The 1056-nt window shown below is 63.7% G+C and carries 1 protein-coding gene; it reads left to right on the top strand.

Going from position 1 to position 1056, the window contains the following annotated elements:
• Window positions 1-93 precede the first annotated feature (93 nt).
• Entirely contained in the window at window positions 94-1026 is a 933-nt protein-coding gene (locus ACT86A_RS27460) for an IS3 family transposase (RefSeq protein WP_445095125.1), read from the top strand.
• Window positions 1027-1056 lie beyond the last annotated feature (30 nt).

The raw sequence follows: 1056 nt of genomic DNA, 5'->3' as shown, positions 1-1056 counted from the left end.
GCGAGTTGCCGAGCAGGACAAGGATATTCAATTCCTTAAAAAAGCTTCGGCGTACTTTGCCGCGATGCAGAACAACCGGCCCGGTTCGATCTGATGGCGAAGTACGCCGCCCCCGACGCCGAGGCGGTTGCCGCCACCGCAGGTACCAACGCTGCCGGCCCGCTGAGGTTCGATGTCACCCGGATGGCGCGGCTTCTGGATGTGTCGGCGTCGGGTTTCTACGCGTGGCGCAAACGCAGGGCCGCGTCGGTGTCGACCCCGCGGCAACAGCGCCGCGCGGATCTGGCGGTCAAGATCCTGGATGTGCACGCCGATTCCGACGGCACCTACGGGTCGCCGCGGATCACCGACGAGTTGCGTGAGCGTGGAGAGACGGTGAGTTACAAGACCGTCGCGAAGATCATGGCCGAGATCGGGATCGAGGGCATCAGTCCACGCACGTTCAAAGTCCGGACCACGGTGGTCGATCCGGGCGCATCTTTCCCGCCCGACCTGGTGGCACGTGCGTTCGATCAGGGCCGCCCGGATGCGGTGTGGACGACGGACTTCACGTATCTGACCTGCGGGGAGGGTGATATGTATTTGTGCGCGATCCGAGACGGGCACACCCGCCGGGTGCTCGGGCACGCCGTGGCCGACCATATCGGCGCCGACGTGGTCGAGACCGCGATCGAGCAGGCCGTGGCCGTGCGTGGTGGTCGTGTGCGCGCCACGATCCTGCACTCAGACCGTGGCGGTGAGTTCACCGCCGGGTTGACGGTGCAAGCCTGCGCTCGGCACGGGCTGCGTCGATCGATGGGCGCGACCGGCATCTGTTGGGACAACAGCCCCGCCGAATCGTTGTGGTCGAGTTTCAAGCATGAGTTCTATTACCGTCGCACCTTCACGCGGAAATCTGAACTCGTTGCCGCGGTTGACAAATGGATCGACTGGTACAACACTTCCAGACGACACTCTGCGATTGGTGGCATCAGTCCCCTCCGCTACGAGCAGTCCCTCTCGACAGCCGCGGCAAACGCTGCGTAATCAACTGTCCATGATTCGGGGGGAACCTCA

It is taken from the genome of Nocardia glycosmidis (assembly GCF_052545115.1).
This window is presented reverse-complemented; position numbering and strand designations above follow the sequence as displayed.